This window comes from Agromyces sp. H66 (assembly GCF_004959775.1).
Taxonomy (GTDB): Bacteria; Actinomycetota; Actinomycetes; order Actinomycetales; family Microbacteriaceae; genus Agromyces.
On record NZ_SJZG01000008.1, the window covers coordinates 30,415 to 52,276 of the forward strand.

Annotated in this window: 24 protein-coding genes; 20 read left to right on the forward strand and 4 right to left on the reverse strand. The window is 71.7% G+C overall.

Features of this window, described 5'->3' with window-relative positions:
* Positions 1-85: 85 nt before the first annotated feature.
* On the forward strand, positions 86-496 hold the full coding sequence (locus tag EZM51_RS13965) for a hypothetical protein (protein ID WP_136708916.1): 411 nt from the start codon (positions 86-88) through the stop codon (positions 494-496).
* Positions 493-1,980: a hypothetical protein gene (locus EZM51_RS13970; RefSeq protein WP_136708917.1), complete on the forward strand. Its 1,488-nt coding sequence runs from the start codon at positions 493-495 to the stop codon at positions 1,978-1,980. Before EZM51_RS13965 ends, EZM51_RS13970 begins: the two co-directional genes overlap by 4 nt.
* Here the strand turns inward: EZM51_RS13970 and EZM51_RS13975 are convergent.
* Positions 1,955-2,338, reverse strand: coding sequence for a phage holin family protein (locus tag EZM51_RS13975; protein WP_136708919.1), 384 nt, complete (start codon positions 2,336-2,338; stop codon positions 1,955-1,957). The two genes, EZM51_RS13970 and EZM51_RS13975, sit on opposite strands and share 26 nt — an antisense overlap.
* Before the next feature lie 52 nt (positions 2,339-2,390).
* Here EZM51_RS13975 and EZM51_RS13980 point away from each other — a divergent pair, with 52 nt between their 5' ends.
* From EZM51_RS13980 to EZM51_RS13995, 4 genes are all read left to right on the forward strand, one after another.
* Positions 2,391-3,500 (forward strand): histidinol-phosphate transaminase, encoded by a 1,110-nt coding sequence (locus EZM51_RS13980; protein WP_248305663.1) that lies wholly within the window; start codon positions 2,391-2,393, stop codon positions 3,498-3,500.
* A 16-nt stretch (positions 3,501-3,516) separates the two neighbouring features.
* A complete protein-coding gene (locus EZM51_RS13985; RefSeq protein WP_136708921.1) occupies positions 3,517-4,650 on the forward strand; it encodes a thiamine pyrophosphate-dependent enzyme in 1,134 nt (377 codons plus the stop codon).
* Positions 4,651-4,796: 146 nt separating this feature from the next.
* Entirely contained in the window at positions 4,797-5,780 is a 984-nt protein-coding gene (locus tag EZM51_RS13990; RefSeq protein ID WP_136709043.1) for an alpha-ketoacid dehydrogenase subunit beta, read from the forward strand.
* Between the two features lie 72 nt (positions 5,781-5,852).
* Positions 5,853-7,340, forward strand: a complete 1,488-nt coding sequence (locus tag EZM51_RS13995; protein ID WP_136708923.1) for a dihydrolipoamide acetyltransferase family protein — start codon at positions 5,853-5,855, stop codon at positions 7,338-7,340.
* A 36-nt stretch (positions 7,341-7,376) separates the two neighbouring features.
* Here EZM51_RS13995 and EZM51_RS14000 read toward each other — a convergent pair whose 3' ends face one another.
* Positions 7,377-7,862: a GNAT family N-acetyltransferase gene (locus tag EZM51_RS14000; protein ID WP_169053913.1), complete on the reverse strand. Its 486-nt coding sequence runs from the start codon at positions 7,860-7,862 to the stop codon at positions 7,377-7,379.
* A gap of 151 nt (positions 7,863-8,013) precedes the next feature.
* Here EZM51_RS14000 and EZM51_RS14005 point away from each other — a divergent pair, with 151 nt between their 5' ends.
* From EZM51_RS14005 to EZM51_RS14025, 5 genes are read left to right on the forward strand one after another with little or no spacing between them, the layout of a single operon-like run.
* The gene (locus EZM51_RS14005) at positions 8,014-9,054 is read left to right on the forward strand and encodes a metal ABC transporter substrate-binding protein (RefSeq protein ID WP_211195917.1); all 1,041 of its coding nucleotides are present in this window, start codon (positions 8,014-8,016) and stop codon (positions 9,052-9,054) included.
* Between the two features lie 4 nt (positions 9,055-9,058).
* Positions 9,059-9,877 (forward strand): metal ABC transporter ATP-binding protein, encoded by an 819-nt coding sequence (locus tag EZM51_RS14010; protein ID WP_136708928.1) that lies wholly within the window; start codon positions 9,059-9,061, stop codon positions 9,875-9,877.
* Between the two features lie 13 nt (positions 9,878-9,890).
* Positions 9,891-10,796 (forward strand): metal ABC transporter permease, encoded by a 906-nt coding sequence (locus tag EZM51_RS14015; protein ID WP_136708930.1) that lies wholly within the window; start codon positions 9,891-9,893, stop codon positions 10,794-10,796.
* On the forward strand, positions 10,796-11,638 hold the full coding sequence (locus EZM51_RS14020; protein WP_169053914.1) for a metal ABC transporter permease: 843 nt from the start codon (positions 10,796-10,798) through the stop codon (positions 11,636-11,638). Before EZM51_RS14015 ends, EZM51_RS14020 begins: the two co-directional genes overlap by 1 nt.
* Complete coding sequence (locus tag EZM51_RS14025) at positions 11,635-12,090, forward strand: transcriptional repressor (protein WP_136708933.1); 456 nt, start codon at positions 11,635-11,637, stop codon at positions 12,088-12,090. The genes EZM51_RS14020 and EZM51_RS14025 overlap by 4 nt, the downstream gene beginning before the upstream one ends.
* 27 nt (positions 12,091-12,117) lie before the next feature.
* Here EZM51_RS14025 and EZM51_RS14030 read toward each other — a convergent pair whose 3' ends face one another.
* Positions 12,118-12,510: an MmcQ/YjbR family DNA-binding protein gene (locus tag EZM51_RS14030; RefSeq protein WP_136708934.1), complete on the reverse strand. Its 393-nt coding sequence runs from the start codon at positions 12,508-12,510 to the stop codon at positions 12,118-12,120.
* A 419-nt stretch (positions 12,511-12,929) separates the two neighbouring features.
* On the opposite strand from EZM51_RS14030, the gene rpmB reads away from it, so the two are divergent.
* The 5 genes from rpmB to EZM51_RS14055 all read left to right on the forward strand — a co-directional run bounded on the left by rpmB (position 12,930) and on the right by EZM51_RS14055 (position 16,372).
* Positions 12,930-13,166, forward strand: coding sequence for a 50S ribosomal protein L28 (gene rpmB / locus EZM51_RS14035; RefSeq protein WP_136708936.1), 237 nt, complete (start codon positions 12,930-12,932; stop codon positions 13,164-13,166).
* Positions 13,163-13,333, forward strand: a complete 171-nt coding sequence (gene rpmG, locus EZM51_RS14040) for a 50S ribosomal protein L33 (protein ID WP_211195928.1) — start codon at positions 13,163-13,165, stop codon at positions 13,331-13,333. The genes rpmB and rpmG overlap by 4 nt, the downstream gene beginning before the upstream one ends.
* Before the next feature lie 3 nt (positions 13,334-13,336).
* Positions 13,337-13,642: a 30S ribosomal protein S14 gene (gene rpsN / locus EZM51_RS14045; protein WP_136708937.1), complete on the forward strand. Its 306-nt coding sequence runs from the start codon at positions 13,337-13,339 to the stop codon at positions 13,640-13,642.
* A 256-nt stretch (positions 13,643-13,898) separates the two neighbouring features.
* Entirely contained in the window at positions 13,899-14,186 is a 288-nt protein-coding gene (locus tag EZM51_RS14050) for an HU family DNA-binding protein (RefSeq protein ID WP_136708938.1), read from the forward strand.
* A gap of 170 nt (positions 14,187-14,356) precedes the next feature.
* Positions 14,357-16,372 (forward strand): bifunctional copper resistance protein CopD/cytochrome c oxidase assembly protein, encoded by a 2,016-nt coding sequence (locus EZM51_RS14055; RefSeq protein WP_211195918.1) that lies wholly within the window; start codon positions 14,357-14,359, stop codon positions 16,370-16,372.
* 6 nt (positions 16,373-16,378) lie between these two features.
* Here the strand turns inward: EZM51_RS14055 and EZM51_RS14060 are convergent, their stop codons facing one another.
* Positions 16,379-17,425 (reverse strand): hypothetical protein, encoded by a 1,047-nt coding sequence (locus EZM51_RS14060; protein ID WP_136708939.1) that lies wholly within the window; start codon positions 17,423-17,425, stop codon positions 16,379-16,381.
* A 188-nt stretch (positions 17,426-17,613) separates the two neighbouring features.
* Between EZM51_RS14060 and EZM51_RS14065 the strand changes: the two genes are divergently transcribed.
* The 4 genes from EZM51_RS14065 to EZM51_RS14080 all read left to right on the forward strand — a co-directional run bounded on the left by EZM51_RS14065 (position 17,614) and on the right by EZM51_RS14080 (position 21,841).
* Positions 17,614-18,939, forward strand: a complete 1,326-nt coding sequence (locus tag EZM51_RS14065) for an AAA family ATPase (protein WP_136708940.1) — start codon at positions 17,614-17,616, stop codon at positions 18,937-18,939.
* A gap of 138 nt (positions 18,940-19,077) precedes the next feature.
* Positions 19,078-20,391 (forward strand): serine hydrolase domain-containing protein, encoded by a 1,314-nt coding sequence (locus EZM51_RS14070; RefSeq protein WP_136708941.1) that lies wholly within the window; start codon positions 19,078-19,080, stop codon positions 20,389-20,391.
* Positions 20,392-20,425: 34 nt separating this feature from the next.
* A complete protein-coding gene (locus EZM51_RS14075; RefSeq protein ID WP_136708942.1) occupies positions 20,426-20,983 on the forward strand; it encodes a dihydrofolate reductase family protein in 558 nt (185 codons plus the stop codon).
* A gap of 21 nt (positions 20,984-21,004) precedes the next feature.
* Positions 21,005-21,841: a class II glutamine amidotransferase gene (locus EZM51_RS14080; RefSeq protein ID WP_136708943.1), complete on the forward strand. Its 837-nt coding sequence runs from the start codon at positions 21,005-21,007 to the stop codon at positions 21,839-21,841.
* The last annotated feature ends 21 nt before the right edge of the window (positions 21,842-21,862 follow it).

Genomic DNA, 21,862 nt, shown 5'->3' on the forward strand with positions numbered 1-21,862 from the left:
TCCACACGCGGTCCGGGAGGACGGCAGTGCACGGATGCCGCGGCGGGGAACGCGCATCGTCGCGCCCCGAGCCAGGCTCGGGGGCATGCACGACTCCCACGAACCCCTCGCGTTCCTCGCGTGCCCGGTCACGCCCGAGCTCCTCGACGGCGCACGCCGTCACCTCGTGATGCTGCGATCGCTGCACGAGGAGGTGCGGCTCTCGGTCCCATCGCTCTGTCCGCCCGGCACGGGTGCATGGCGGTCGAACGCCGCCGACCGGTACCTCGACCGCCTCGCCGACCTGCGCTCGGAGCTCGTCGGCGGACTGCTGCGACTCCGGGAGGCCGAGGCGGCCCTCGACGGCCGGATCCGGGAACTGCAGGAGCAGCTCGACGCCACGGCCGACGCCGGCGTCGCCGCGAACGCCGCGACCGTCCCGAACGCCGCGAACGCCGCGAGCGTCCCGAACGCCGCGAACGCCGCGAGCGCCGCCTCGCGGTCGCCGTCGCGATGAGCGACGGTCTCACCGTCTCGGGCGGCGGCAGCACCGCCGTCGCCGTCGACGAGCTGTTCGCCGATGCCGCCCGACTCGGCACCGCGGAGGCGACGGTCGCGGACTGGATCGAGCGGCTCGGCGTGATCCGGCGCGGGATCGATCTCCTCGACCTCGACTCGTGGAGCTTCGCATCCGGCACCGCCGTCGATTCGCCGGCCCGCGCGCTCCGCCTCGCCGAGTCCACGCTCGATCGTGCTGCCGAGGGTGCGCGCGAGTTGCATCGCTCGCTCATCGGGGCCGCTGAACGCTACGGGGCGACCGAGCGGATGGTCGACGGCTTGTGGGCGCTCGGCGCCTCGCTCGCCGCGCCCTGGCTCGGCGCCGTGTTGACGTCGCCCGCGATGATCGCGGGCGGCCTGCTCGCCGCCGGCGGCCAGCTGGCGGGCTCGGTCGCCTGGCGGCGCGCCGGCCTCGGGCCGACGCCGCTCGCGTCGTGGCTCGAGGAGCACCGCGGCCTGCTCTCCGATCCCGCCTTCGTGCGACTCGTGGCGCTCGCCGGCGACCACGCCGACGAGTTCGCGGCCGGTGCCGTTCGCGCGCCCGTGCCGCCCGCGATCGCGCACGCGCTGGGCGGCGCCGTGGGTGCCCCCGAATCCGCGACGGTGCTGCTGGGGCTCGCCGGCCTCGCGGGCCTCGGAGGCAGCCGTGTGCTCGTGGACGCGCCCGTGCGCGTGCGCCGGGCCGACGGGGCGGGCGCCTCGCGGGTCGCGCCGCCGAAGGGTCTCGGCGACCTCGCCGACCGGGTACCCGCGCCCGAGCCGGACCGGCCGCAGATCCGCATCGAGCGCTACGGCGCGGCAGGCGAGCCGCAGTTCATCGTGTACATCGGCGGCACGGTGGTCCCGACCGTCGTCGCCGGAGCGGAGCCGTTCGACCACACCTCGAACGTCCACGGGGTCGCCGACGGCGGCTGGGCCGACGCCCTCCGACCGCTCGGCGCCGACACGGGCGCGACCGAGCGGGCCGTGCGCGAGGCGATGGCCGAGGCGGGCGTCGGCCCGGACGACCCGATCCTCCCCGTGGGCTACTCCGGCGGCGGCATCGTCGCCGCGAAGCTGGCCGCCGATCCCGAGCTCAACGCCGTCGGCGCGGTGAACCTCGGCGGGCCCGTGGCCGCGGCCCCCACGCGCGAGGGCGTGGGCCTGCTCTCCTTCGAGCACGAGGAGGATCTCGTCCCCGCGACCGCCGGCGCAGGGCATCCGGCCGACGAGCGGGTCACCGTCACCCGGAGCGTCCTCGACCCGGGCCGCACGTACGACGTCCTCCTGCCGGCCCACGAACTCGTGCGGTATCGCGAGACCGCCGCGCTCGCCGATGAGTCCGACGAGGCTCGCCTGGCCGCCTTCCGCGAGCTCGTCGCCGAGGTCACCCGCGGGGAGCCGGGCGAGCGCAGCGACTGGCGCGCGACCCGCGACCTCAGTCCTTCGACGGACGCACGATGATGCCGATCAGCCAGCTGATGAGGCCCATCACGAGCGCGCCGAGCACGCCCCACCAGAACCCGTCGATCTCGAGGCCGAAGCCCATGAGGCCGCTGATCCAGGCGACGAGCAGGAGCAGCAGCCCGTTCACGATGAAGGAGATGAGCCCCAGCGTGAGCACGTACAGCGGGAACGCGATGATCCGCACGAACGTGCCGACGACGGCGTTCACGAGCCCGAAGATGAGCGCGATGAGCAGGTACGTGAGCACCGTGCCCAGGGTCGTGTCCTCGTAGGGCACCACCCGCACGCCCGAGACGATGAGGGTCGTGAACCAGAGGGCGAACGCGACGACGATGAGCTTGACGATGAACCTCATGCCCCAACTCTGGCAGAGAGGCGCCGCCGATCGAAGGGGTACGGTGGAATCCGTGACCGCACCGGAGCCCACGGGGGCGAGCGTTCGACTGCGCCCCGAGATCGCCGCCCTTCCGCCGTACCGACAGGGCCGGCCGGCCCCTGCCGACGGCTTCAAGCTGTCGAGCAACGAGAACCCGTTCCCGCCGCTGCCCGGCGTGGTGGCGGCGGTGGCCGCCTCGGCGAACGAGATCAACCGGTACCCCGATGCCACGGCGCTCGCGCTCCGCGAGAAGCTCGCGGAACGCTACGGCGTCTCGGCCGACGAGGTGCTCGTCGGGGCCGGTTCCGTGTCGCTCCTCGCGCAGTTCGTCGCCGCCGCCGCAGGGCCGGGCGACGAGGTGGTGTACTCGTGGCGCTCCTTCGAGGCCTACCCCGGCCTGGTCACCGTGGCCGGCGCCACGAGCGTGACCGTGCCCAACCGCCCCGACCACGGCCACGACCTCGACGCCATGGCCGCCGCGGTGACCGAGCGCACCAGGGTGGTCATCGTCTGCTCCCCCAACAACCCCACCGGCGTCATCGTGACGGCCGCCGAGTTCGAGGCGTTCATGGCGAAGGTGCCGAGCGACCTGCTCGTGCTGCTCGACGAGGCGTACATCGAGTTCGTCGACGCCGAGGCATCCGTCGACGGCCGCACCCTCATCGGCCGCTACCCCAACCTCGTGATCCTGCGCACCTTCTCGAAGGCGTACGGGCTCGCCGGACTCCGGGTCGGCTACGCCATCGGGCCCGTGCCGATCCTCGATGCAGCGCGATCGACGGCGATCCCCCTCGGCGTCACCGGCGGTGCGACCGCCGCGGCGCTCGCCTCCCTCGAGTCGGCCGCCGAGGCCGAGCTGCTCGAGCGCGTGGCGGCCATCGCCGCCCGACGCGACCGCCTCCGCGCCGCGCTCGTGGCGCAGGGCTGGCCGATTCCGCAGGCGCAGGGCAACTTCGTGTGGCTGCCCACGGGCGACGCGACGGCCGAGGTCGCCGAGCGACTGTTCGAGGCCGGACTCGTCACGCGGGCGTTCCCGCCCGAGGGCATCCGGGTCTCGGTGGGCGAGGAGGAGTCTGTCGATACCCTCCTCAGGATCCTGGGTGAGCTTGTACCGGCCTCACAAGAAGAGCATCCCGCGTAGCGGGTAGCGTGGAACGGTGCCAGCCCGCGAGAGAGACTTCACCGCGCCGACGGTCCAGCTCCTGAACCCAGCCGGAGAGCTGCGCCCGACCGCCGAGGCCGAGCCGTATCTGCCCCTCGTCGAGGCCCTGCCCGACACGACGCTCGAGCAGTTCTATCGCGACATGACGATCTCCCGTCGGCTCGACATCGCGGGCGCCAACCTGCAGCGGCAGGGCCAGCTCGCCCTCTGGGTCCCGAGCCACGGGCAGGAGGCCGCCCAGGTCGGGTCCGCCCGCGCCGCCCGCGCGCAGGACCACATCTTCCCGTCGTACCGCGAGCACATCGTCGGCATGATCCGCGGGCTCGACCCGGTGAACATCCTGTCGCTCCTGCGCGGCGCGACCCTGGGCGGCTGGAACCCGGCCGAGAACGGCAACTTCCACCTCTACACCCTCGTGCTGGCCTCGCAGACCCTGCATGCCACGGGGTACGCCATGGGCATCCAGTTCGACGGGCTCGTCGGCACGGGCGATGCCGAGAGGGATGCCGCGGTGCTCGTGTACTACGGCGACGGCTCGACCTCGCAGGGCGACGCGAACGAGGCGCTCGTGTTCGCCTCGAGCTACCAGACGCCGCAGGTCTTCTTCATCCAGAACAACCAGTGGGCCATCTCGGTGCCCGTGTCCCGACAGTCGCGCAGCCCGCTGTCGCTGCGCGGTGGCGGCTTCGGCATGCCCGGGGTGCGCATCGACGGCAACGACGTGCTCGTGAGCTACGCCGTCACGCGGCAGTCGCTCGAGGAGGCCCGCTCGGGCGCAGGTCCGAGCCTCATCGAGGCCGTCACGTACCGCATGGGCGCGCACACGACGGCCGACGACCCCACCAAGTACCGCACCGACGCCGAGGTCGCCTACTGGGCCGAGCGCGATCCCATCACGCGGTACCGCACCTGGCTCGAGGGGCGCGGGGCATCGGCCGCGTTCTTCGACGAGGTCGACGCCGAGGCGGCGGACGTCGCGGCCGACGTGCGGCGACGGGCGCTCTCGCTCCCGGCGCCGACGCGCGAGAAGATCTTCGCGCACGTCTACAGCGAGCCGCATCCGCTCATGGTCGAGGAGCACGCGTGGCTCGAGGCGTACGAGAGCGGCTTCGAGGGAGGGGCGGCATGAGCGCGCGCACCGAGGAGGAGCAGGCCGTGGCCGTGCCGATGGAACACGCCGCGGCGGCATCCGCCGAACCGGCCGCGCCGGCCGAGCGGACCGACCAGACGCCACAGGCCGCCGAGGCCGACACGGCGCAGCATGCCGAGAGCGGCATGCGCGGCGTGCAGACGCTCTCGATGGCGAAGGCCATCACCGCGGGGCTTCGCGAGGCCATGCGCGCCGACGACAAGGTGCTCCTCATGGGCGAGGACATCGGTCCGCTCGGCGGCGTGTTCCGCGTGACCGAGGGGCTCTCGGCCGAGTTCGGCGACCGGCGGGTGCTCGACACCCCGCTCGCCGAATCGGGCATCGTCGGCACCGCGATCGGACTCGCGATGCGCGGCTACCGCCCGGTGGTCGAGATCCAGTTCGACGGATTCATCTTCCCGGCGTTCGACCAGATCACGACCCAGCTCGCGCGCCTCACCGTGCGTCACGACGGCACCATCTCGATGCCCGTCGTGATCCGGGTGCCGTACGGCGGGCACATCGGCTCGATCGAGCACCACCAGGAGAGCCCCGAGGCCTACTTCGCGCACACGCCGGGCCTGCGCGTGGTGAGCCCGTCGAGCCCGCACGACGCGTACTGGATGATCCAGGAGGCGATCGCCTCGAACGATCCCGTGCTGTTCTTCGAGCCGAAGAGCCGCTACTGGCCGAAGGGGCCGGTCGACCAGGACCACTCGGGCGTGCCGCTGCACGCCAGTCGCGTCATCCGCCAGGGCATGGATGTCACGGTCGTCGGCCATGGCGCGATGATCTCGACGCTGCTCCAGGCCGCCGACATCGCCGCCGAGGAGGGCACAAGCCTCGAGGTCGTCGACCTGCGGTCGCTCTCCCCCATCGACTACGGCCCGCTGCTGGACTCGGTGCAGCGCACCGGGCGGCTCATCGTCGCGCAGGAGGCGTACGGCTTCGTGAGCGTCGGGTCGGAGATCGCGGCCACGGTGGCCGAGCGCGCGTTCTACTCGCTCGAGGCGCCCGTGCTGCGGGTCTCGGCCTTCGACACGCCGTTCCCGCCCGCCGCGCTCGAGACCGAGTACCTGCCGAGCCCCGACCGGGTGCTCGAGGCCGTCGACCGGGCGCTGGCCTACTGACCGGGCGCGGCACCGGCCACCACGCGAAATGGCATGACCACGACGGCATAGATCGACTGCGAGGGTAGAGACATGAACGAGATCCGGTTCCCGCTGCCCGATGTCGGTGAGGGACTCACCGAGGCCGAGATCGTGCAGTGGCGCGTGGCGCCCGGCGACCGCATCGCACTCGACCAGGTCTTCGTCGAGATCGAGACGGCGAAGTCGCTCGTCGAACTGCCGAGCGCGTTCGAGGGCGTCGTCGCCGAGCTGCTCGTCGAGGAGGGCCGCACGGTCGACGTGGGCACGCCCATCCTCGTGATCCGCACCGATGACGCGGCGCCGGATGCCTCGGGGCCCGTGCCCGCCGCAGCCGGAAGCGTCGCGGGGACGGCCGCCGCAGCAGCGCCGGCCGAGCCCGCCGTCACGGCCGCGGGACCCGCTGCCGCGCCTCCCGCCACCGCAGCCTCCGCTCCCCCGTCGGGAACCGTCGCCTCGCACGCGCCCGTCGCCGGCGAGGCGGGTGGCGCGGTGCTCGTCGGCCACGGTTCAGGCGGACCCACCGCGACCCGTCGGAAGCGGCATCCGTCTCCCGGCGCGGCGCACGAGCACCTCGCCGCGCCCCGCCCCGCCCCGGCCGCCGCTCCCGCGCACGTGGCGACCCCGCCCGTCGCGGCTCCGACCGGACCGGCGATCGCCGCGCCGCGTCGCGACTCGGGGGTGCCCGTCATCTCGAAGCCCCCCATCCGCAAGCTCGCGAAGGACCTCGGCGTCGACCTCTCCCGCGTGACGCCCACCGGCCCGATGGGCGACGTGACCCGCGAGGACGTCATCCGCGAAGCCGGTCAGGCGAGCGTCTTCCGCAACATCCAGACGCCCGAGTGGCCGACGGATCGCGAGGATCGGATCCCCGTCAAGGGCGTTCGCAAGGCCATCGCGCAGGCGATGGTGCAGAGTGCATACTCGGCGCCGCATGTGAGCGTGTTCGTGGACGTCGATGCCACGCGCACGATGGAGTACGTCAAGCGGTTGAAGGCCTCGACCGACTACGCGGGCGTCAAGGTCTCTCCCCTGCTCATCATGGCGAAGGCCATGATCTGGGCCGTGCGGCGCAACCCCACGGTCAACGCGCAGTGGACCGACGACGAGATCATCGTGAAGCACTACGTGAACCTCGGCATCGCCGCCGCGACGCCGCGCGGCCTCATCGTGCCGAACATCAAGGAGGCGCAGGCCATGAGCATGGTCGAGCTCGCCACCGCGATCGAGCAGCTCACGCTCACCGCACGCGAGGGTCGCACGCAGCCCGCCGAGATGCAGAACGGCACCATCACCATCACGAACATCGGCGTCTTCGGCATGGACACCGGCACGCCCATCCTCAACCCCGGCGAGGTCGGGATCGTGGCTCTCGGCACCATCAAGCAGAAGCCCTGGGTGGTCGACGGCGAGGTCCGCCCGCGGTTCGTCACGACCGTCGGCGCGTCGTTCGACCACCGCGTCGTCGACGGCGACGTCGCCAGCCGGTTCCTCGCCGACGTGGCGTCGATCATCGAGGAGCCGGCGCTGCTCCTCGAGTGAGGGCGATCCGGCGAGTGGTCGCCGGCGCGCCGGCGGTCAGAGGCGGATCTCGTAGGTGACGGTGTCGGCGGTTCGCGCGACCTCGACGAAGCCGGCGTTCTCGAGCACCCTGCGGGCGGGCAGGTTCGCGATCTCTGCGCCGGCGCGGGCGATGGCAGCACCCGCCGACCGGGCGACGCCGAGGGCTTCGAGCACCGTGTGCAGCGCGAGGCCCTGGCCGCGCACCGCGGGCACCAGGCCGAACTCGAACTCGACGGAGCCGTCGGCGTCGGGTGGGCCGAAGAGGTTCACGCCGCCGATGGCGGCGCCGTCGCTCGCACGCCGCACGAGGTAGGGGCCGAATGGCGCGGGGTCGCCCGTCTCGCGAACCGCCTGCACGTACTCGCGGAGCAGCTCGGGTTCGTCGGTGAACGCGTAGCCGCCCTCCCAGCCGTCAAGCGGATCGACCTCGCCGGAGAGCACGCGCTCGGCGTCGGCGAGGGTGAACGGATGCAACGTGAGGGGGGTCGTCGTCGTATCCACGTGCTTCATGCTTGCACGTCGGTCCGACACGCGCCAGCGCTCTCCACAGGGGTGACGGGGAATGACATCGCGTCGACGGCGTTGCAGAGCGGTACGCCACCACGTCCAGATGATTTTGACAATCGTTCTCAATAAGGGATATCCTGAGCCCGTGAACGCTCCAGCCGCCCCCTCCGCCCGCCGTGCCCGCACCGTGCTGACCGTCGCCGCCGTGCTGGCGACCGGCACCCTCGGCCTCGCCTCGTGCGCGACGCCCGGCACGGGTGACGGGGCCGACGGTCCGACCGTCGTGGCCACCACCACGCAGGTCGGCGACTTCACTCGCGAGCTCGTCGGAGATGCGGCCGAGGTGACCCAGCTCCTCGCCGCGGGGCAGAGCGCCCACGGCTTCGACCCCTCGGCCGCCCAGCTCCTCGACCTCGCCGCCGCCGACGCCCTCGTGATCAACGGCGCCGGCCTCGAGAGCTGGCTCGACGACGCCGTGAGCGCGTCGGGCTTCGACGGCGTGCTCATCGACGCGAGCACGGGCATCGAGCTGTACGGCACCGGCGATCACGACGACGACCACGCCGACGAGGCAGACCACGTCGACGAGGCGGACGAGCACGACCACGCCGACGGCAACCCCCACATCTGGACGGATCCCGAGCTCGCCGCGCACATGGTCGAGAACATCGCCGAGGGCCTCGCCGCCGTTCCCGGCCTCGACACCGACGCCGTCGACGCGAACGAGGCGGCCTACCTCGAGCAACTCGAGGCGCTCGACGCCTGGATCGAGGAGAACGTCGCCCAGGTGCCCGCCGAGGAGCGGCTCCTCGTGACGAACCACGACGCGTTCACCTACTTCCTCGACGCCTACGACATCACGTTCGTCGGCAGCGTCATCCCGAGCTTCGACGACAACGCCGAGCCGAGCGCCGCCGAGATCGACCAGCTCATCGCGGACATCCGCGCGACGGGCGTCGAGGCCGTCTTCTCCGAGGCATCCATCTCGCCGAAGACCGCCGAGACCATCGCCCGCGAGGCCGACGTCGCCGTGTACTCGGGCGAGGACGCGCTGTACGCCGACGCGCTCGGCGTGCCCGGATCGGACGGCGAGACCTACCTCGGCAGCCAGATCCACAACGTGCGACTCGTCCTCGAATCCTGGGGCGTCGAGGCTTCCCCGCTTCCTGCCGTCCTGCAAGGATGACGAGATGACCGACTCGCTCGTGCTGCGGCTCGACGGCGCCGCCTTCACCTATCGGGGCGGCGGCGGCGTGAGCGGCCTCGACCTCGGCATCCGCCCCGGCGAGGCGGTGGCGCTCATCGGTCCGAACGGCGCCGGCAAGTCGACGCTGCTCAAGGGCGTGCTCGGCCTCGTGCCGCTCACCGCCGGCTCCATCGAGATCGGCGAGGCCAGGGCCACCGCGGCGAGGCAGCCGACGGATGCCGCGGCCGACCCGGCCCGCGAGGCATATGCCCGAGACCGCATGATCGGCTTCCTCCCGCAGTCGATCCACGTCGACCCCGACTTCCCGATCAGCCTGGAGCAGGTCGTCATGCAGGGGCGGTACCGCCGACTGGGCCTGTTCCGCTGGCCCGGGCGCGACGACCGTGCCGCGGTGCGCCGCGCCCTCGAGACCGTCGGCCTCGTCGATCTCGCCAAGCGCCGCTTCGGCGAACTGTCGGGCGGGCAGCGCCAGCGCGGCCTGCTCGCCCGGGCGCTCGCCGGGGAGCCGCGCCTGCTGCTCCTCGACGAGCCCTTCAACGGGCTCGACCAGGCCAACCGCGACGCGCTCATCGACACCCTGCACACCCTGAAGGGTCAGGGCGTGGCGGTGCTCGTCTCGACCCACGACCTCGAGCTCGCGAGGCTCGTGTGCGACAGCGTGGTGCTCGTCAACGGCACGCAGCTGGCGACGGGCCCCGTCGACGAGGTGCTCACCCTCGGCAACGTGCAGGAGTGCTTCGAGGGCGTCGAGGTCGAGATCGACGAGCACACGCTCGTCGTGCCCGGGCACGAGGGACACTGATGCCGCAGACGGCATGCACCGCGCGACGGTGGGGGAGTGGCGCGCCGTGAGCCCGGTCGACGCGCTCTTCGGCGCCTTCGCGATCCCGTTCATGGCGCGCGCCCTCCTCGTCATGCTCGTGCTCGCCGTCGTCGCCGGCATCGTCGGCGTGCTCGTCAACCTCAGAGGTCTGGAGTTCATCAGCGACGGACTGACGCACGCGGTGTTCCCCGGCCTGGCGATCGGACTCGCCGTCGGGGGCACGGCCGGCCTGCTGCCCGGCGCGGCCGTCGCGGCGCTGGCCGCCGCGGTGATCCTCACCTGGCTCGACCGCGCGGGCGTCACCTCCGACGCCGCCATCGCGATCGTGCTCACGGCCGCGTTCAGCGTCGGCGTGATCGTCGTCTCGAGGGGCGACGACTACGCCGGGGAGCTCGAGACGCTGCTGTTCGGGCGGGTGCTCACCATCCCGCCTGCCGAGGTGCTCCCGCTCGTCGCCGTCGCGCTCGCCGCCGCCTTGGCCGTGGCCGTCACGCTCAAGCAGCAGCTGTTCCGCGCCTTCGACAAGTCGGGCAGCCTCGCGGCCGGCGACTCGGCGCTCGGGCTCGACCTCGTGCTCAATGCCGCGGTCGCCCTCGTGGTCGTCGCCGCGGCGAGCACCATCGGCACCCTGCTCGTGCTGGCGCTCCTCATCGTGCCCGGTGCGGCGGCTCGGCTCATGACCCGGCGCATGTGGTGGCTCTTCCCCGCCGCCGCGGCGTTCGCGGCGGTGGCGGCGTGGCTCGGACTCGCCGCCGGGTTCGCCGGCTCCGTCGCGGGAGGCATCGACCTGCCGGCGGGTAGCACGATCGTCGCCGTCTTCATCCTCGGGTACGCCCTCGTGCTCGTCGTGCGATGGCTCCGCGATCGCGCGGCCGCGACATCCCGGGCGGTGCGGTGATGGGTTACTTCGAACGCGCGCTCGCGGCAGCCATCCTCATCGGGGCCGGAACCGGCTTCGTGGGGGCGCTGATCGTGCTGCGGCGTCGCACCTTCTTCGCGCAGGCGCTGACGCATGGCACCTACCCCGGCGCGGTCGCGGCGGCCGCCCTCGGCGTGAGCGTGCCGATCGGCGCGGCCGTGGCATCCGTCGCGCTCGTCGGGATCATGGCGGGCATCGCGCGACTGCGCCATCAGGGGGCGCAGGTCGCGGCCGGCATCGTGCTCACCGCGGGGTTCGCGGCGGGCGCGATCCTCCAGGCCGTGATCCCGGGCATTCCGGTGCGGGCCGAGTCGCTGCTCGTGGGGTCGATCCTGACGGTGACCGACGGTGACCTCGTGCTCGCGGCATCTGTCGCGCTCGTCGGCGTGCTGGTGGTGGCGGTGTTCGGCAAGCTGATCATGTTCTCGACCTTCGACCAGGAGGGGTACCGGGCCGCGGGTCATCGGGAATGGCCCGTCGAGCTCCTCGTGCTCGGCCTCACCGCCGCGACCGTCGTCGCCGCCCTGCCGGCCGTCGGCGCGATCCTCGCGATCGCCCTGGTCGCCGCACCGGCCGCCGCAGCGCGGCTCGTGGTGCCGACCTACCGGGGCATCCTGCTCGCGGCGCCCGTCATCGGCGCGGCATCCGGCGTCATCGGCGTCCTCGCGTCGCGGGCGCTCGCAGTGGCGGCGGGCCCCAGCATCGCGCTGGCCGCGACCGGGTTCTTCGTGCTCGCCTTGGGGGTCTCCAAGCTGCGCGCAGTACCGTGGAACCGAGCCTCCGTACCCGTGGAGACCGCAGAGGACGCACGCACCGCATGAAACGCAACACCTGGCAACGCGAAGCCGTACGCGAAGCGCTCGACGAGACCGAGGGCTTCATCAGCGCGCAGGCGCTGCACTCGTCGCTGCACGCGTCCGGGTCGCCCATCGGCCTCGCGACCGTGTATCGCGCCCTCGGCGACCTCGCGGCCACGGGCGAGGCCGACTCGCTGCAGTCGCCCGACGGGGAGGCGCTGTATCGCGCGTGCAGCACCACCGGGCACCACCACCACCTGATCTGCCGCAACTGCGGGCTCACGGTGGAGATCGCCGCCGACGAGGTCGAGGCGTGGGCGAAGCGCGTGGCCGCCGAGCACGGCTTCACCGGCGCGGCGCACGTCGTCGACGTGTTCGGGCTGTGCGCGAACTGCACGCGGCTGGCCCGCGACGAGCAGGCCGACGATGCGAGCCCGGGCGAGCCCGAGGCCGGTGGTGGGGCTGCAGTGGAGTAGCGAGGGGGCGATGATGCCGCGGCGCGATCAGTCGGGGAAGCGGCCGAGGTGCTCGCGCACGAGCGCGGCCGGCGCCTTGGCCGCCCACGCCTCCGCCACGAGCTCACCGAGGCGGCGCCGCGAGATGGCGTCGAGGTGCACGAGCACCGCGGCGTAGCCGTCGAAGTGCGGGGTCGTGAAGAAGACGGTGGGGTCCTCGGCGACGAGCGCGAACTTCACCGCCTCGTCCTCGGTCGCGGCGCCCAGCACGGGACCCGCCCGCTGGTCGATGCCGAGCGCCTCCAGGTCGGCGCGACGCAGCGGCCGCTCCCAGACGAAGCCCCTCCCGTTCACCTTCCAGTGCGCACCCCCGCGCGAGACGCGTTCGCTCGCGCAGGGGAGGGCGAGTGCGAACTCGCGAACGTCGTCCCACGTGGCCATGCGGGTGAGGCTACGCCTCCGGATGCCGCGCCGCAGCCCGGGTCCAGGTGCGCTTCACGAGTCGAAGGACGATTCGGGCGACACGCCGGCGTGGCGTCGGCGCGTCGCGCGCTCCCTCCTTCGACCGGAGAAGGCTCCCCCCTTCGACCGGAGAAGGCTCCCTCCTTCGACCGGAGAAGGGAAGGTGTGGACGAGACGTGGGCGCGGCCCCGGGAGGCTCGGGCCCGCGGCATCCGGCCGGTCCAGGCGGCGCGCCCCGGGTCTGGTAAGCTGGTCGTTTGGCTGGGTACTTCCACTGCCCAGACCGCGACAATCCCTCTTCGAGAACCGCGAGCGATCGCGGGCTTCGGCGTGGCGAACGTCAGCAGACAAGAGACCTTGGGAGGGGCATCCGCCCCTCGGTATTGGAGGAAAGACCAATGGCAGCAGTGTGCCAGGTGACCGGAGCCGTTCCCGGCTTCGGACACAACATCTCGCACTCGCACCGCCGGACGAAGCGGCGCTTCGACCCGAACGTGCAGAAGAAGACGTACTACGTGCCGTCGCTTCGTCGTAACGTCACCCTGAACGTGTCCGCCAAGGGCATCAAGGTGATCGACGCCCGTGGCATCGAGGCCGTCGTCAAGGACATCCAGGCTCGGGGGGTGAAGCTCTGATGGCGAAGGCACAGGACATCCGCCCCATCATCAAGCTCCGTTCGACGGCCGGCACCGGGTACACCTACGTGACCCGCAAGAACCGTCGCAACAACCCCGACCGTCTCGTGCTCAAGAAGTACGACCCCGTGGTGCGCAAGCACGTCGACTTCCGAGAGGAGCGCTAAGACATGGCGAAGAAGAGCAAGATCGCGCGCAACGAACAGCGCAAGGTGGTCGTCGACCGCTACGCGGCGAAGCGCGCCGAACTGAAGAAGGCCCTCGTCGACCCGAACGGCACCGACGAGACCCGCGAGGCCGCCCGAGTCGGCCTGCAGAAGCTCCCGCGCAACGCCTCGCCGGTGCGCGTGCGCTCGCGTGACGCCATCGACGGCCGCCCCCGCGGCGTGCTGACGAAGTTCGGCGTCTCGCGCGTCCGCTTCCGTGACATGGCGCACCGTGGCGAGCTGCCCGGCATCACCAAGTCGAGCTGGTAGGCACCACAGGCACCAACGTTTCACCGAGAGGGGCGTCCCGGAAGGGGCGCCCCTCTCGTCGTCTCCGGGCCCGGTCGACATCGGAGCAGCGACACGCCGATCGCGAGTCTGCCCGAAAGGGCCGGAAATCCGCGAGATTCCGCGGATCTCTGTTACATTCGAGGCGGCCCGATCGGCCACGGGGGCGGTTGAACGATCGTTCCCGAGAACTCATAGATAGCTGTACCGAACAGCGAAAGTCCGAGGAGGACATTCAATGGCTGACAAGTCGCTGAACAAGACCGAGCTCGTCGCGAAGATCGCCGCGTCGACCGGCCAGAGCCAGGCCACCGTCGACGCCGTGCTCGGCGGTCTCTTCGACGCGCTCGCCGAGTCCGTCGGCTCGGGCACCAAGGTCTCCATCCCCGGCTGGCTCTCCGTCGAGCGCACCTCGCGTGCCGCGCGCACCGGCCGCAACCCGCAGACGGGTGCCACCATCCAGATCCCGGCCGGTCACTCGGTCAAGGTCTCGGCGGGATCGAAGCTCAAGGCTGCCGCCAAGTAGCATCCGAGACTCCGGAGGGGCGTGCGGCACAGGCCGTGCGCCCCTCCGTCGTCGGGCGAGCGGATGTCGCGGGCGTGAGGCGGGCCGCCCCGAGGCGGGCGGGGGTCGGGTGGATGCCGCGGCGGACCGTTCCGAGCGATCGCACGGGCGGGGACGTCTAGGCTGGTTCGGTGCCCCGCTCCGTCCGCGTGCTCGGCCCCGCCGTGCTCCTCGCCGTCGCGTTCGTCGCGACCCTCGCGGGCCTCGCCTACGGCGGCGGCGCCGCACCCATTCCCATCCAGGACCCCGGTCCCGTCGCCAGGTGGGGCCTGCCCATCGCGAAGCTCGTCGTGAACCTCGGCGCGGCCGGCATGATCGGTGCGCTCGTGCTCGCGGTCTGGGCGCTCAGCCCGAAGCGACGCGAGTTCGACGTCGCGCTCGACGTGGCCGCGGCATCCGCCGCCCTGCTCACGGTGGCCAGCGCCGCGACGACGATCTTCACCTTCCTCGTCGTCACCGGTGCACCACTCGACTTCGGCGACGCGTTCGGCCGGCAGCTCGGACAGTTCGTCACCGAGATCGAGTTGGGTCAGGCGTGGCTCACGACGACGCTCGTGGCCGCCGCGGTCACCGTGCTGTGCTTCGCGGTGCGCAACCACACGGCGCTCGTGTTCGTGACGGTGCTCGCCGCCGCCGCGCTCGTGCCCATGGCGCAGCAGGGCCACGCCGCCGGGGCAGCCGGGCACGACGCCGCGATCACCTCGCTCGGGCTGCACCTCGTGTTCGTCTCGGCGTGGCTCGGCGGGCTCGTCACGATCGTGCTGCTGCGGCGCGAGCTCGACGCCGACCGGCTGCCGGTGGTGCTCGCCCGCTACTCGACCGTCGCGCTCGTCTCGTTCATCGTCGTCGCGCTGTCGGGCTACATGAGCGCCGCACTGCGCATCGGCACGTGGCAGGAACTCGGGTCGCCGTACGGCGTGCTCGTCGTCGTGAAGGTCGCGGCGCTCATCGCGATCGGCGTGTTCGGAGCGGTCCAGCGGCGGTTCCTGATCGGACGGATGTCGCGGGCCGCTGCCGGTCTCGAGACGCGGCCGGCTTCGCCGGGTGCTCCTCGACCGGCGGGCGTGGCCGGGACGTTCTGGATCCTGGTGGTCGCCGAGCTCGCGTTCATGGGCATCGCCTCGGGCGTCGCCGCCGCTCTGGCCCGCACGGCCACGCCCGTCCCCGAGGAGCCGGGTTCGCTCGCGCGCACGCCCGCCGAGATCCTCACGGGCGAGCCCCTGCCGCCGTGGCCCGACTGGTGGCGCTACTTCACCGAGTGGAACCCCGACCTCATCTGGCTGCTCGTCTGCGGCTTCGGCATCTTCTTCTACGTCGCGGGGGTGCTGCGTCTCCGACGCCGCGGCGACGCCTGGCCCGTCTACCGCACGGTGCTGTGGGTCGCGGGCCTCGTCGTGCTCGCGTATGTCACCAACGGCGGCGTGAACGCCTACGAGAGCTACCTGTTCTCGGCCCACATGGGTGCGCACATGGCCCTCACCATGGCCGTGCCGGTGCTGCTCGTGCCGGGCGCCCCGGTGACGCTCGCCGCCCGCGCCATCCACCCGCGCAAGGACGGCTCGCGGGGCGGACGCGAGTGGATCCTCATCGCCGTGCACTCGCGATACGCGGCGATCATCGCGAACCCGATCGTCGCGGCCGTGCTGTTCGCGAGCTCGCTCTGGATCTTCTACTACTCGCCGCTGTTCCGCTGGACCATGTTCGACCACATCGGCCACGAGTGGATGATCGTGCACTTCCTCATCACGGGCTACCTCTTCGTGCAGTCGCTCATCGGCATCGATCCGGTGCCGTACCGGTTGCCGTACCCGTTCCGGCTGGTGCTGCTGCTCGGCACGATGGCGATGCACGCGTTCTTCGGCCTCGCGATCATGTCGGGCACGGGGCTCCTCCTCGCCGACTGGTACGGCGCCATGGGCTGGGGCACCGACGCGCTCGCCGACCAGCAGGTCGGCGGCGGCATCGCCTGGTCGGTCGGGGAGATCCCGACCGTGGCGCTCGCGATCACGGTCGCGGTGCAGTGGGCGCGCAGCGACGAGAAGGAATCGAAGCGACGCGACCGGCACGCCGACCGCACCGGCGAAGCGGAACTCGAGGAGTACAACGCGAGGCTCGCGGCGATCGCGGAGCACGACCGGCAGGGCTGACGCTGGCTACTTCAGCTGGATCGCGATGCTGCCGTCGGGCCGGATGCTCGCCGACAGCGCGATCTGGAAGGGCCGGTCGACCTCGAGCTGCGAGTACTCGCCGTCGAACAGCGACTGCACCTCGACCGAGATGTGCGCGACGCCCTCGGTGGGCGGCATCTCGAACGCGGTCTCGCCCGCCGCGAGGGTGACCACGGGGTTCGACACCATCGTCCAGACCGGATCGCTCACCACGCGGTCGTCGATGTCGATGCCGAACGGGCATCCGGCCGGCTTCAGGACGGGCTGCGTGGTGCACGACTGCAGGTAGTCGTCGACCTTCGCCTGCACCCGTTCGACGAACGTCGCGGTGGGTATGGCGTCGACCGTCACCGCCGCGCGCGACGACGGCTCGACGGGCAGTTCGACGGGCACCGCCTCGAGGAGCGTCGACCGGTACCCGAACTCGTAGACGGCCGGAGCGATCGCGAGGTAGGGGGTCACCTGCGTGAAGGCGGCGAGGTCGTCGCCGGTCTTGGTCGCCCTGGTGTCGAGCTCGAGCGAGCCGACCGTGAAGAGCGGACTGTGCGCCGCGGTGACGTCGATGACGGCGATGGGACTCACCGCGAACTCCCACCGGTTCAGCAGCCCGTAGAGCGGTGCGAGCGGTCGCACGTCGAACGTGGTCTCGACGATGGCCGTCTCGAGCCGGTAACTGGCGGTGACCGAGTGACTGCCGTCGTCATTCTCGACATCGCGGACGATGCGCACGTCCTCGGGCCCGACTTCGATGACGTCGGAGCGGAACATCGCCGTCGAGACGTTCGCCGGCACACCGAGTGCGGCGAGCTCGGCCGCGTCGAGCGCGACGCCCGGGGTGGTCGACGCGGTCGCGATGTCGTCTTCCGCGATGGCGGTGAGGTAGCGCTCGACGAAGCTCGAGGAGCCGTAGGTGGTCTGGTTCAGCGCGCCGAGCGCCGCCAGGAAGGCCGCGACGAGGAGCACCGCGAGCGAGGCCCAGCCGATGACGGACAGCACGGACAGCCGACCGCTGCGCACGCCTGAGCTCCCCACCCGGACAGTCTACGCAGGCGGAACACACCGTCTCCGGAGGTTCCACAGGCCCGCGGGTCCCCGGCCACAGGTGCGGCGGCGACGGTCGATGTCCGGGCGGACGCGGTTACAGTGGGAGCGCGCCCCCACGGGCGCCGTGGCCGCGACGCCCGCTCGCGGCATCCGACCGCCGGATCGAAAGCCTCCCCGTGCAGAACGTGACCCTCACCCGCGAACAGGCCGCGGTGTTCCAGGCCATCGAAGGCACGCGCGAGCACGTCTTCGTCACCGGGCGGGCGGGCACCGGCAAGTCGACGTTGCTGAACCACCTGAACTGGAACACGCAGAAGCAGATCGTGATCTGCGCCCCCACGGGCGTGGCCGCGCTGAACGTGGGCGGGCAGACGATCCACTCGCTGTTCCGCCTGCCGATCGGGGTCATCGCCGACCACGACATCGAGCAGAACGACGCGGTGCGCAAGATCCTGAACGCCATGGACACGCTCGTGATCGACGAGGTCTCGATGGTGAACGCCGACCTCATGGACGCCATGGACCGGTCGCTGCGCCAGGCCCGCCAGCGGCCGCACGAACCGTTCGGCGGCGCGCAGGTCGTGCTGTTCGGCGACCCCTACCAGCTCGCACCCGTGCCCGGCTCGGGCGACGAGCGGCGCTACTTCGCCGACACGTACCGCTCGATGTGGTTCTTCGACGCGAACGTCTGGCGGGAGGCCGACCTGCGCATCTACGAGCTCGGCGAGATCCATCGCCAGCACGACGATGCGTTCAAGCACATGCTCAACGCCGTGCGGCACGGGTGGGTGACCGCCGAGATCGCGGGGGTGCTCAACGACGCCGGCGCACGACGCCCGCTGCCCGAGCACGGGGCGATCACCCTCGCCACCACCAACGACACCGTCAATCGCATCAACCGCTCGCAGCTGCATCGCCTGCCCGGGCAGTCGCTCGCCAACGAGGCCGAGGTGAACGGCGACTTCGGCGGCCGCGCCTTCCCGGCCGACGAGCGGCTCGAGCTGAAGCTCGGCGCGCAGGTGATGTTCCTGCGCAACGACACCGCGGTGCGCGGCGACGGACCCCGCTGGGTGAACGGCACCATCGGCACGGTCACGTCGCTCACGCGCGAGGTGCGCGTGGAGATCGACGGCGAGGAGCACGAGGTCGAACCGGCGACATGGGAGAAGTACAAGTACACGTGGGACCCGGCGCGGAAGAAGCTCGAACGACAGATCGTCGCCGAGTTCACGCAGTTCCCGCTGCGGCTCGCGTGGGCGGTCACGATCCACAAGTCGCAGGGCGCGAGCTACGACGCCGCCATCGTCGACCTCGGTCCGCGCGTGTTCAGCCCGGGCCAGACGTACGTGGCGCTCTCGCGGTTGACGAGCCTCGAGGGCCTCTACCTCGCCCGGCCGCTGCGCCCCGGCGACATCATGGTCGACCGGGATGTCGAGCGCTTCATGGCGGGCGCGGTGCGCGAGATCGGCACCGACTCCGTGCAACCCGGGGCGACGGCCTGACGCCCGCGGAGGCCGCCCCGCGCGGCGGGCACCTGCGTGCCTCGAGCGCGCTCGAGGCGACCCCGTCGCGCCCGTCGCGTACGTCTGCGCCACCTCTGCGGGTTACAATCGCTGCGGACACACGGCTAGGGGGGCACGGTGGCTGACCGTCAGGGGGCATCACGGCGGCGGGTGGGACTCGTCGCCGCGATGGTCGCATCCCTCGTGCTCTCGGGATGCACGGCGGACGTCATCGATCCCGCCGCCGGCTTCGGCCAGGTCGACGCCGCGTTGGCGGAGGAGATCGCCTCCGACCTCCAGTCGGTGCTCGACGACGCCGTCGCCCTGAGCGGGTCGAGCGGTGGGCTCGCGGGCGTGTGGGCGCCGTGGGCCGGCGAGTGGATCGGCACGTCCGGCACCACCGGATTCGACGAGGCCGCCGCGGAGGTGACCCCCGAAGACGGGTTCCGCCTCGCCACCGTGACCACCGAGATCACCTGCACGGTGCTGCTGGCCCTCGCCGACGAGGGCGTCGTCGCACTCGACGACGAGGTGGAGCGATACGTGGACTGGATCCCGCGACTCGACGGCATCACCCTCGAGCACCTCTGCCGGCACACGTCGGGTCTCGCCGATTACTACCCCGGCCTGCGCAGTCACTTCGTGGCGAACCCCGAGCGCCCGTGGCCGGCGGTCGAGCTGGTCTCCAACGGGCTCGCGATGCCGCGAACGGGACCGCCGGGGGAGCAGGTGCGCGAATCGCGCACGGGCATCCTCCTGCTCGCGCTGGCACTCGAGCGCCGCACCGGCCGGTCGTGGTCGGACCTCGCGACCGAGTACGTGTTCGAGCCGCTCGGCATGGAGGGCACACGGCTGCCGGATGCCTCGATCACCGCGCACGACGGAACGCTCGACGCCTACACCGCCGGCCTCGCACAGGACGGCACCGTCGACTGCGCCGTGCTCGTCGACGACTCCGCCCAGTCGAGCTCGATGGGCGGCGCCGCCGCCGGCGCGGTATCGAACCTCGAAGACACGCGCCGCCTCGCCCAGGCCTTCGCCACGGGCGCCCTGCTCAGCGAGTCGACGACGCGCACGCAGTGGACGACGCTTCCCCTCGGCGGTTCGGCGCCCGCATGGTACGAGGCGGGTATCGGCGGTTTCCAGTACGGGACGCTGCGGGGGTCGGCCGGTGAGAGCACCGGAGCGCTCACCGCCGCCTTCACCGATCCCGACAGCGGCCTCACGGTCGTGGTGGCGCTCAACAACGCCACCTCGGGGGCCGGCTTCGTGCGGGAGGTCGCGTTCGGCCTCGCCTCGATCGCCTCGAAGGCCGACGCCGCCCCCGAACACGAGCGCCCGCTGGTCGAATTGCCGTGGTCGATCGAGCAGGCGTCTGCGAGGATGCAGGAACTCGCGAAATGCCCGAGCACGGAAGCCGAGGCGACGCCCGAGCCGGTGCCCTCCGGCTGAACGGCCTCGGGCACGATCCGCAGAGGAGGACGCCGTGGGCAGGTTGGTCACCAGCGGCTTGACGTCGCTCGACGGGTACATCGCCGACGAGCGCGGCGACTTCAGCTGGGGCGAGCCGGATGCCGCGGTGCACGCGTTCGTGAACGACCTCGAGCGCTCGATCGGCACCTACCTCTACGGGCGCCGCATGTTCGAGGTGATGCGCGGCTGGGAACACGCCCACGAGGAGCCCGACCGGCCCGAGGTGGAGCGGGACTACACGTCGGTCTGGCAGGCGGCCGACAAGGTCGTGTTCTCGACCAGCCTGGACGACGCCGGCACGAGGCGCACCCGCGTCGAGCGGAGCTTCGACGCCGATGCGGTGCGCGACCTCGTGCAGAGCTCGACCAGGGACGTGTCGATCTCGGGCCCGGGCCTCGCCGCGCACGCCTTCCGCGCGGGCCTCGTCGACGAGGTGCGCCTGTTCCTGCATCCGATCGTGGTGGGTGGGGGCACGCGATTCCTGCCCGACGGCGTGCGCCTGCTGCTCGAGCTCGTCGAGGAGCGACGCTTCGACAACGGCGTGGTGTTCGTGCGGTACCGGGTCAGGTGATCCGCAGGAGGGGAAGATTCCATGTGCAGGTGGCTGGCGTATCTGGGGGAGCCGTTGCGTCCCTCGACCATCGTGCTCGACTCGAAGAACTCGATCGTCGCGCAATCGCTCGAGTCGTCGCTCGGCGCGGAACCCGTGAACGGCGACGGCTTCGGGTTCGGCTGGTATCCGACCGACGCGCCGGCGGGAACGGAGCCGGCGCTGTTCCACAGCACGGATCCGGCCTGGAACGACCAGAACCTGCGTGAGCTGACCAGGGCGATCGTGTCGCCGCTCTTCTTCACGCATGTGCGCGCCGCGACCGCGCCGCCGATCCAGCAGACGAACTGCCATCCGTTCCGCTACGAGAACTGGATGTTCATGCACAACGGCTCGATCGGCGGCTGGCGGAAGGTCAAGCGCGACCTCACGCTCGCGATCGACCCGTCGCTGTATCCGAACGTCATGGGCACGACCGACTCGGAGGTGCTCTTCCACCTCGCGTTGACGCTCGGGCTCGCCGACGACCCGATCGCAGCCGTCGGCCGCGCGATCCGAGCCGTCGAGTCCGTCGGACACGAACACGACGTGCAGTTCCCGTGGCAGGGGACGATCGCGGTGTCCGACGGCCAGCGGGTGTGGGCATTCCGGTACTCGTCGCAGGGACGCACGCGCTCGCTCTTCCATTCCGCCGACATCCCGACGCTGCGGGAGATGTATCCCGATGTGGAGCGACTGCGGGAGTTCGGCGACGAGGCGCGCCTCGTGGTCTCCGAGCCGCTCTCCGACGTGCCGGGCGTGTTCGTCGAGGTGCCGGAGTCCACGGCCGCGATCCTCGAACCCGACGGATACCGTCACGAGCCCTTCCTGGCCGACTGACGCACGCGACGACGCAGCGAG

Excerpts from the sequence above, each read along its gene's own strand:
- EZM51_RS13965 (WP_136708916.1), top strand. The coding sequence starts at position 86 with ATGCACGACTCCCACGAACCCCTCGCGTTCCTCGCGTGCCCGGTCACG.
- EZM51_RS13970 (WP_136708917.1), top strand. The coding sequence starts at position 493 with ATGAGCGACGGTCTCACCGTCTCGGGCGGCGGCAGCACCGCCGTCGCC.
- EZM51_RS13975 (WP_136708919.1), bottom strand. The coding sequence starts at position 2,338 with ATGAGGTTCATCGTCAAGCTCATCGTCGTCGCGTTCGCCCTCTGGTTC.
- EZM51_RS13990 (WP_136709043.1), top strand. The coding sequence starts at position 4,797 with ATGCGCGGCGTGCAGACGCTCTCGATGGCGAAGGCCATCACCGCGGGG.
- EZM51_RS13995 (WP_136708923.1), top strand. The coding sequence starts at position 5,853 with ATGAACGAGATCCGGTTCCCGCTGCCCGATGTCGGTGAGGGACTCACC.
- EZM51_RS14010 (WP_136708928.1), top strand. The coding sequence starts at position 9,059 with ATGACCGACTCGCTCGTGCTGCGGCTCGACGGCGCCGCCTTCACCTAT.
- EZM51_RS14015 (WP_136708930.1), top strand. The coding sequence starts at position 9,891 with ATGCACCGCGCGACGGTGGGGGAGTGGCGCGCCGTGAGCCCGGTCGAC.
- EZM51_RS14020 (WP_169053914.1), top strand. The coding sequence starts at position 10,796 with ATGGGTTACTTCGAACGCGCGCTCGCGGCAGCCATCCTCATCGGGGCC.
- EZM51_RS14025 (WP_136708933.1), top strand. The coding sequence starts at position 11,635 with ATGAAACGCAACACCTGGCAACGCGAAGCCGTACGCGAAGCGCTCGAC.
- EZM51_RS14030 (WP_136708934.1), bottom strand. The coding sequence starts at position 12,510 with ATGGCCACGTGGGACGACGTTCGCGAGTTCGCACTCGCCCTCCCCTGC.
- rpmB (WP_136708936.1), top strand. The coding sequence starts at position 12,930 with ATGGCAGCAGTGTGCCAGGTGACCGGAGCCGTTCCCGGCTTCGGACAC.
- rpsN (WP_136708937.1), top strand. The coding sequence starts at position 13,337 with ATGGCGAAGAAGAGCAAGATCGCGCGCAACGAACAGCGCAAGGTGGTC.
- EZM51_RS14050 (WP_136708938.1), top strand. The coding sequence starts at position 13,899 with ATGGCTGACAAGTCGCTGAACAAGACCGAGCTCGTCGCGAAGATCGCC.
- EZM51_RS14080 (WP_136708943.1), top strand. The coding sequence starts at position 21,005 with ATGTGCAGGTGGCTGGCGTATCTGGGGGAGCCGTTGCGTCCCTCGACC.